The organism is Curtobacterium sp. USHLN213, assembly GCF_037144815.1.
Taxonomy (GTDB): domain Bacteria; phylum Actinomycetota; class Actinomycetes; order Actinomycetales; family Microbacteriaceae; genus Curtobacterium.
Genome location: NZ_JBBCYQ010000026.1, coordinates 1 through 8521 on the forward strand (window position 1 = coordinate 1; position 8521 = coordinate 8521).

The window sequence follows — 8521 nt, forward strand, 5'->3', positions numbered from 1 at the left end:
CCGCGCGCCGCGCCGCGCGGCGCGCAGCCCGCGGCGCGCGCCGCGCGCCGCGCGCGCCCCGCGCCCCCTACTCCAGCCCGCGGCGCCGCAACAGCGGCCCCACCTCGGCATCGCGCCCGCGGAAGTCCCGGTACGCCTCGAGCGGGTCCTTCGCCCCGCCGACGCCGAGCAACTTCGACGCGAACCGCTCACCCGCTGCGCGCGAGAGCCCACCGTTCGAGCGGAACCACTCCACGGTGTCGGCATCGAGCACCTCGGACCAGATGTACCCGTAGTACCCGGCGTCGTACCCGCCCGAGAACGTGTGCGCGAAGTACGTCGACGAGTACCGCGGCGGGACGGCCTCGACCGCGATGCCCGCGGATTCCAGAGCCGCCCGCTCGAAGTCCTCGACCGAGGTCACGGAAGCCGCCGAGGCAGCGGAGAGGCGGTGCCACGCCTGGTCGAGCAGCGCCGCGGCGAGGTACTCCGTCGTCGCGAACCCCTCGTTGAAGCCGGCGGAGTCGCTGAGCCCCAGGACGAGCTCCGGCGGCAGGGGCGCCCCGGTCTCGTGGTGCTTGGCGTAGTTCGCCAGGACGGACGGCCACGACACCCACATCTCGTTCACCTGCGACGGGAACTCGACGAAGTCCCGCTCCACGTTCGTGCCCGAGAAGCGGGGGTAGGTGGTGCGGGCGATGAGGCCGTGCAGCGCGTGCCCGAACTCGTGGAAGAGCGTCTCGACCTCGTCCTGGATGAGGAGCGTCGGTGATCCGGCGGCCGGCTTCGCGACGTTGAGGTTGTTCACGACGACGGGCAGCGTACCGAGCAGCGCGGACTGCTCCACGACGGGGTTCATCCACGCGCCGCCGCGCTTGCCGTCCCGCGTGTAGAGGTCGAGCAGGTAGAGCCCGACCTCCTCACCGGAGGCGCCGCGCACCTCGAACACCCGCACCTCGTCGTTGTACCCGTGCAGGTCGGGGCGCTTGGTGAACGTCAGGCCGTAGAGCTCGCCGGCAGCGTGGAAGACGCCGTCGTGCAGCACCCGGTCGGCCTCGAAGTAGGGGCGGAGCGCCGAGCTGTCCGCCGCGAACTGCTCACCGCGCAGGAGCTCGGTCGCGTACGCCCAGTCCCACGACTCGACCTCGTGACCGAGCACCCGGGCGCGGACGTCCCGTTCGTCGTCGGCGTTGCGAGCGGCCGCGCCGACAAGGGACGACAGCAGACCGTCGACGGCTTCGGGCGTCCCGGCGGTCTCGTCGGCCGTGACGACCGCGGCGTGGTTCGGGAAGCCGAGGAGTTCGGCGCGCTCGGCCCGGAGTCGGACGATGCGCAGGAGGACGTCGCGGTTGTCGTGGTCGTTGCCCCGACGGCCACGGGAGAGCGAGGCCTCCATGATCCGCCGACGCAGCCCGCGGTCGGCCAGCGACGACAGCCACGGATGCCCGGTGTAGAGCGGCAGTGTGATGAGCCAGCCGTCGAGCCCCCGGTCGGCAGCGGCTGCGGCGGCGGCGGACTTCACGCCGTCGTCGAGGCCCGACAGTTCCGAAACATCCGACACGTGCACGGCGAGGTCGTTCGTGTCTTCGAGCAGGTTCCGCTCGAAGGTCGTCGTGAGCGTCGAGAGCTCCTGGTTGATCGCGGTGAGCCGTTCCTTGCCGGCGTCGTCGAGCCCGGCGCCCGCGAGGGTCATCTCGGTGTGCGTGCGCTCGACCAGCCGACGGTCCTCGTCGGTGAGGTCGGCCCGGTCGTCGAGCGAATCGCGGACCGCCGCCACCCGTGCGTACAGACGTCCGTCGAGCGTGATCGCGTCGCGGTGTGCAGCGAGCAGCGGGGAGACCTCGGCCTCGAGGTCGTGCAGCTCCGGCGTCGAGTCCGCCGACGACAGCGTGAAGAACACGTGGCTCACGCGGGCGAGCAGCTGCCCGGTGCGCTCGAGCGCCACGAGCGTGTTCTCGAAGGTGGGTTCGTCAGGGGAGGCGGCGATCGCCTCGACCTCGGTGCGCTGCTCGGCCATGCCGGCGTCGAACGCGGGGCGGTAGTGCTCGAGCCGTACCTCGCGGAACGGCGGGAGGGCGTAGGGAAGCGTGCTCGGTCCATCGAACGGGGTTGCCATCGCTCCACCCTACGGACCGGTGACGCTGTCGGACGGGAGGCGCGGTGCGGACCCGACCCGCGCCTCCCGTCCGAGAGTCGGTCGCGTCTCAGGCGCGCGTCGCCGCGTCGATGAGGGTCTCGGCTGCCCGCCGCGCGTGCCGCGCCGGCGTCGTCGACCCGGCGATGGCGGCCGTGGTCTGTGCCCCCTCGGCGAGGAGGGCGAGCTGGGCGGCGAGTTCCTCGGCGGTGGCGGGGTCGCGGACGACCGAGGCCGCGAGGTCCTGCACGAAGCGCTGGAACGAGTCCTTGTGGGCACGGGCGATCTCGGCGACGGCGGGGGAGGTCGCTCCGAGCTCGCCGAACGCGTTGATGAACCCGCAGCCGCGGAAGGTGTCGTCGCCGAACCACGACTCGAGGAAGTCGTAGACCGCGAGCAGCTTGTCACGCGGGGTGGTGGCGGTGTCGACCGCGCCGTGGACCCCGTGTTCCCAGACGTCGTGGCGTCCGGCGAGGACCGCGGCGATCAGCTGCTCCTTGCCGGGGAACGCGGCGTAGAGCTTCTTGAGCGACACCCCGGCGCCGGTGCGGATCTCGTCCATGCCGACGGACTGGATGCCGCGCGCGTAGAAGAGCTGGTCGGCGACGTCGACGATGTGTGCCCGGACGTCGGGGTCGACGGTCGGGAGCGTGCTGGTTGCCATGGCGTACCCCGTTCGCTGCGTGTTCACCGTTCTCGACTTGCGCCGGGAACGACCGTTCTCTAGTGTAAGCCACATCGACGGAGAACGACCGTTCTCCGCGAGGTTCAGGGAAGGAACGACCATGGGTGCCATCACCGTCGGGACCGAGAACAGCGTCGACATCGAACTGCACTACGAGGACAAGGGCACCGGCCAGCCGATCGTGCTGATCCACGGCTTCCCGCTCGACGGCAACTCGTGGGAGGGCCAGGTCCCGGCCCTGCTCGACGCCGGCTACCGCGTCATCACGTACGACCGCCGTGGCTTCGGGCAGTCCTCGCAGCCGTCCACCGGCTACGACTACGACACCTTCGCCGACGACCTGCACACGGTCCTGACGACCCTCGACCTGCACGACGTGATCCTCGTCGGCTTCTCGATGGGCACCGGCGAGATCGCCCGGTACATCGGCCGTCACGGTGAGGACCGGATCGCGAAGGTCGCGTTCCTGGCCTCGCTCGAGCCCTTCCTGGCGATCACCGACGACAACCCCGACGGCGCCGGCCCGATGTCGTTCTTCGAGGGCATCGCCGCCGACGTGAAGAAGGACCGGTACGCGTACTTCACGAACTTCTACCAGGACTTCTTCAACCTGTCGGACAACCTCGGCTCCCGCATCTCGGAAGAGGCCGTCCGGAACGCGTGGAACGTCGCTGCCGGGTCGGGTGCCATCGCGTCCGCCGCAGCACCGCTGACGTGGCCGACCGACTTCCGTCAGGACATCCCGAAGGTCACCGTCCCGGCGCTCATCGTGCACGGCACGGCGGACAACATCCTGCCGATCGACGCCACCGGCCGACGCTTCAGCAAGGCCCTGCCCGCGGCGGAGTACGTCGAGATCGAGGGTGCCCCGCACGGCCTGCTCACCACGCACACCGCCGAGGTGAACGAGGTGCTCCTGGGGTGGCTCGCGAAGTAGCGCGCGTGCTCGCATCGTGAGCACGAATGGTCGGGTTCCCCAGCGGGACCCGACCATTTCTGCTCACCAAGCGATGCGCCGCGCGGCGCCCTCAGTCCTCCTCGGGGGCGTCGTCGGGGTTCGTGACCTGGGCGCGCCCGGCGTCGTCGAGGTGGATCGAGGTGCCGTCGTCGAGCGCGACCATCGGCTTGCCCTCGAGGAAGGTCAGGGTCCAGCCCCACCCCGCCGTGTCGACCGACTCCGACGCGAGCTCGTCCTCGACGCCCCGCACGGCGACGACCATCGCCTCGGGGAGTTGCCCGGGTGCCTCGGCACCCACGTTCCAGCGTCTGCCCAACTGCATCCGTGCCTCCAGTCCGGTGGTGGCCGGGCCGGATCGCACACGCGACCCGGCCCGGACGACCGACGTTACGCCTGCTGTTCCGCCAGCTCGATCTCGGTGACGGCCAGTTCCGCGCCGTCCTCGAACGACAGGTTCTCGATGCGGCCGACGGCCGCCAGGTCGACCGCAGCGCGCTCGATGAGCGCCCGCGTCTCGGCCGGAGCCTGCACGACGGCGCGCGTCACGGGCGTCTTCTGGGACGCCTTGGCGGCCGTCTTCGCCCCGCGGATGCCGATGAGCGCCTGGCCCACCGCCCCGAGGAGCCCCGTCGGCTCGGCCTGCGTGGGCAGCTCGGCCACGGTCGGCCAGGAGGCGCGGTGCACGCTGGTCTCGTGGGTCCAGGCCCACACTTCCTCCGTCGCGAACGGGAGGAACGGTGCCAGCAGGCGCAGCAGCGCGTCGATCGCGGCGCGGAGCGCGAGGACCGCGCTCGCCTGGGTCTCGTGCGTCGCGTCCGAGGCGGTGCCGTACGCGCGCTCCTTGACGAGCTCGAGGTAGTCGTCGCAGAAGGTCCAGAAGAAGCGCTCGATCACCTCGAGGGCACGGGCGTGGTCGAACGCGTCGAACGCCGTGGTGGCCTGGTCGATGACCGACCCGAGCTCGGCGAGCACGTCGACGTCGAGCGGCTCGGTGACGCTCGTCGCGCCCTCGGGCAGCGGGAAGCCGTAGACGAACTTCGCGGCGTTGAGGACCTTGATCGCCAGACGACGACCGACCTTGATCTGCTTCGGGTTCTGCGGGTCGAAGGCCGCGTCGGTGCCGAGCTTCGACGAGGCCGCCCAGTAGCGGACCGCGTCGGCGCCGTGCTGCTCGAGGATCGACAGCGGCGTGACGACGTTGCCCTTCGACTTTGACATCTTCTTGCGGTCGGGGTCCACGATGAAGCCGGAGATGCTCGCGTGCTTCCACGGCACGGTGTCCGCTTCGAGCTGGCTGCGGAGCACCGTCGTGAACAGCCACGTGCGGATGATGTCCTGCGCCTGCGGGCGGACGTCGTAGGGGTAGACGAGGTCGTAGAGCGCCGGGTCGGTCTCCCACTTGCCCGCGAGCTGCGGGGTGAGCGACGAGGTGGCCCAGGTGTCCATCACGTCGAGCTCGCCCTGGAACCCGCCGGCGACACCACGCTGGTCCTCGGTGTAGCCCGGGGCCGGCTCGGACGCCGGGTCGACGGGGAGCCGGGCCTCGGTCGGGACGATCGGCTGGTCGAAGACCGGGTTGCCGTCGGCGTCGAGCGGGTACCAGACCGGCAGCGGCACGCCGAAGAAGCGCTGGCGCGAGATGAGCCAGTCGCCGGAGAGGCCGCCGACCCAGTTGTCGTACCGGACGCGCATGAAGTCCGGGTGGAACGCGATCTCGTCGCCGCGGTGCCGGAGGGTCGCCTTGAGATGCTCGTCGCGGGCACCGTTCACGATGTACCACTGGCGGGTCGAGACGATCTCGAGCGGCTTGTCGCCCTTCTCGAAGAACTTCACGGGGTGGTTGATCGTCTTCACGTCGCCGATCAGCTCGCCGGACTCGGTCAGGGCGTCCACGACGACCTTCTTCGCCGAGAACACGGTCTTGCCGGCCATCTCGGCGTAGAGCGCCTTGCCGCCGTCGGACTCGATCCAGGCCGGCTCGTCGGAGCGGACGCGGCCGTCGAACCCGATGATCGCGCGGTTCGGCAGCTGCAGCTCGCGCCACCACACGACGTCGGTGGTGTCGCCGAAGGTGCAGACCATCGCGATGCCGGCGCCCTTGTCCTGCTGCGCGAGGTGGTGCGCGAGCACCGGGACCTCGACGTCGAACAGGGGTGAGCGGACCGTCGTGCCGAAGAGGTCCTGGAAGCGCTCGTCGTCCGGGTGCGCGACGAGGGCGACGCACGCGGGGAGCAGCTCGGGGCGGGTGGTCTGGATGACGACGTCGTCGCCGCCGTCCGTGCGGTGGAAGGCGATGCCGTGGTACGCGCCCGGCATCTCCTTGTCCTCGAGCTCGGCCTGGGCCACGGCGGTGCGGAACGTGACGTCCCAGAGCGTCGGGGCGTCGGCCTGGTAGGCCTCACCACGCTCGAGGTTGCGGAGGAAGGCACGCTGGGCGCTCGCCCGCGAGGTGTCGTCGATCGTCCGGTACGACTGCGTCCAGTCGACGGAGAGGCCGAGCGTGCGGAAGAGGTGCTCGAACTGCTGCTCGTCCTGCACGGTCAGGCGCTCGCACAGCTCGATGAAGTTGCGGCGCGACACCGGGATCTGGTCGGCCGCCTTCGAGGACTTGTTGTCCCCGCCCTCGAACGGCGGCACGAAGGTGGCGTCGTAGGGGAGCTGCGGGTCGCAGCGGACGCCGTAGTAGTTCTGCACGCGGCGCTCGGTGGGGAGACCGTTGTCGTCCCAGCCCATCGGGTAGAAGACGTGCTTGCCGCGCATGCGCTCGTACCGGGCCTTGAGGTCGGTGTGCGTGTACGAGAACACGTGCCCGATGTGGAGCGAACCCGAGGCGGTCGGCGGCGGGGTGTCGATCGAGTAGACGTTGCTGCGGTCGCCAGCGGCGTCGCGGTCGAACCGGTAGGTGCCGTCCTGCTCCCAGACCGGGCCCCAGACGTCTTCGAGTCCGTCCACCGTGGGCTTCTCGGGCATGGGCTTCGACATGGCGGGCCTTCCGTTCGGTGCGGTGCTGCGACCGCTGTGTGCGGCACCGAGTCCGTGATGAGGTGCCTGAGTGTGTGCGCGTGCTGCGCAGTCCCACGATCGTAGCGGCTCGCACCGACCCTCCGGTGGCCAATAGCACACGGATCCGGCAGACACGCCGGGCAGCTGATAGTCTGTCGGAGTTTGTCCGGCGGACGCAGGGTTCGCAGGGACTGCAGCGTCGCCGTCCGCCGGGCGCCCGAAGGCAAGACACAGCACTACCGGAGGAACTCACTTGGCACCGAACGAAGCAGGAAACGCACGGGGCGACCGCCCCCTGCGCACCAAGGGCGCCGCGAAGCGCGCACGCCGCAAGCTGACCGAGGACGACGTCACCGTCGTCGAGGAGTCGCTGCTCAAGCGTGCCGTCGCGGCCGCCGCGCTCGGCAACGCCATGGAGTGGTTCGACTTCGGCATCTTCGCCTACCTCACGGTGACGATCTCGAAGGTGTTCCTCCCCGAGGGCGACCCCGCCGCGAACATCGTCGCGACCTTCGGCTTCTTCGCCGCAGCGTTCATCGTGCGCCCCATCGGCGGCGCGGTCTTCGGCCCGATCGGCGACAGGATCGGCCGGCAGAAGGTCCTCGCCCTCACGATGATCCTGATGGCCGCGGGCACGCTCATGATCGGCCTGATCCCGAGCTACAACTCGATCGGCTTCTGGGCGCCCGTGCTGCTGCTGGTGGCGCGGTTCGTGCAGGGCTTCTCGACCGGTGGTGAGTACGGCGGCGCGGCGACGTTCATCGCCGAGTACTCGCCGGACAAGCGCCGCGGGTTCATGGGCTCGTGGCTCGAGTTCGGCACCCTCGCCGGCTACGTGCTCGGCGCATCGATCGTGACGGGCCTGCAGTTCGGCCTCTCCGAGGACGCCCTGCTCAGCTGGGGTTGGCGCATCCCGTTCATCATCGCCGGTCCGCTCGGCCTGATCGGCCTCTACCTGCGCCTCAAGCTGGAGGAGACCCCGGCGTTCCAGAAGCAGCAGGAGCAGGCCGCGGAGCGCGAGGGGCAGAAGACCCCGTTCCTCAAGCTCTTCGCCGAGAACTGGCGCTCGCTGATCATCTGCATCGGTCTGGTCCTCGTGTTCAACGTGACCGACTACATGCTCCTGTCGTACATGCCGACGTACCTGGAGCAGAACCTCGGCCAGAACGCCACGTTCGGCCTGATCCTCATCGTGATCGTGATGATCCTCATGATGGTCGTCATCACGTTCGGTGGTCGCCTGTCCGACAAGTTCGGCCGACGTCCGGTGCTCGCCGCGGGCTGCGTCGGGTTCATCCTGCTGTCGTGGCCGGCGCTCAAGCTGGTGCAGACCGGTACCGGCGTGGGGGTCTTCGCGGGACTCCTGATCCTGGGTGTCGTGCTCGTGACGTTCACCTCGACCATGCCGTCGACCCTGCCGGCGCTGTTCCCGACGATCATCCGCTACGGCGCGCTCGCCATCGCGTTCAACGTGTCGGTGTCGCTCTTCGGTGGGACGACCCCGCTCGCGACCTCGGCGCTCATCAACGCCGCGAAGGACGCCGGCTACGGCTGGGCCGAGGACATCCCGGCGTTCTACCTGATGCTGGCCGCCCTGATCGGGCTCGTCGCCGTCTACTTCACCAAGGAGACGGCCGCGACGCCGCTGATGGGGTCCGGCCCCACGGTGGCGCACGAGGACGAGATCGCCGGCGTCATCAAGGACTACAACGACCCGGAGTCCGAGCTGGCGCAGTCCGACTGGGCGAAGGACTTCTCGACG

6 protein-coding genes are annotated in these 8521 nt (G+C 69.9%); 2 read left to right on the forward strand and 4 right to left on the reverse strand.

What is annotated here, in order from left to right; translation table 11 throughout:
- Nucleotides 1-67: 67 nt before the first annotated feature.
- Both WFH25_RS19190 and WFH25_RS19195 read right to left on the reverse strand, forming a co-directional pair.
- Nucleotides 68-2095, reverse strand: a complete 2028-nt coding sequence (locus WFH25_RS19190; protein ID WP_336699056.1) for a M3 family metallopeptidase — start codon at nt 2093-2095, stop codon at nt 68-70.
- A gap of 88 nt (nt 2096-2183) precedes the next feature.
- Nucleotides 2184-2777, reverse strand: coding sequence for a TetR/AcrR family transcriptional regulator (locus tag WFH25_RS19195; RefSeq protein ID WP_070416569.1), 594 nt, complete (start codon nt 2775-2777; stop codon nt 2184-2186).
- 121 nt (nt 2778-2898) lie between these two features.
- Here WFH25_RS19195 and WFH25_RS19200 point away from each other — a divergent pair, with 121 nt between their 5' ends.
- Nucleotides 2899-3735 (forward strand): alpha/beta fold hydrolase, encoded by an 837-nt coding sequence (locus WFH25_RS19200; RefSeq protein WP_071301707.1) that lies wholly within the window; start codon nt 2899-2901, stop codon nt 3733-3735.
- Nucleotides 3736-3826: 91 nt separating this feature from the next.
- Here the strand turns inward: WFH25_RS19200 and WFH25_RS19205 are convergent, their stop codons facing one another.
- Both WFH25_RS19205 and valS read right to left on the reverse strand, forming a co-directional pair.
- On the reverse strand, nt 3827-4078 hold the full coding sequence (locus WFH25_RS19205; protein ID WP_070416567.1) for a hypothetical protein: 252 nt from the start codon (nt 4076-4078) through the stop codon (nt 3827-3829).
- A gap of 65 nt (nt 4079-4143) precedes the next feature.
- Complete coding sequence (gene valS / locus WFH25_RS19210) at nt 4144-6738, reverse strand: valine--tRNA ligase (protein ID WP_336699058.1); 2595 nt, start codon at nt 6736-6738, stop codon at nt 4144-4146.
- A 274-nt stretch (nt 6739-7012) separates the two neighbouring features.
- Between valS and proP the strand changes: the two genes are divergently transcribed.
- Nucleotides 7013-8521: glycine betaine/L-proline transporter ProP (proP, locus tag WFH25_RS19215; protein ID WP_336699059.1), on the forward strand; the 1509-nt coding region annotated here is incomplete at its 3' end.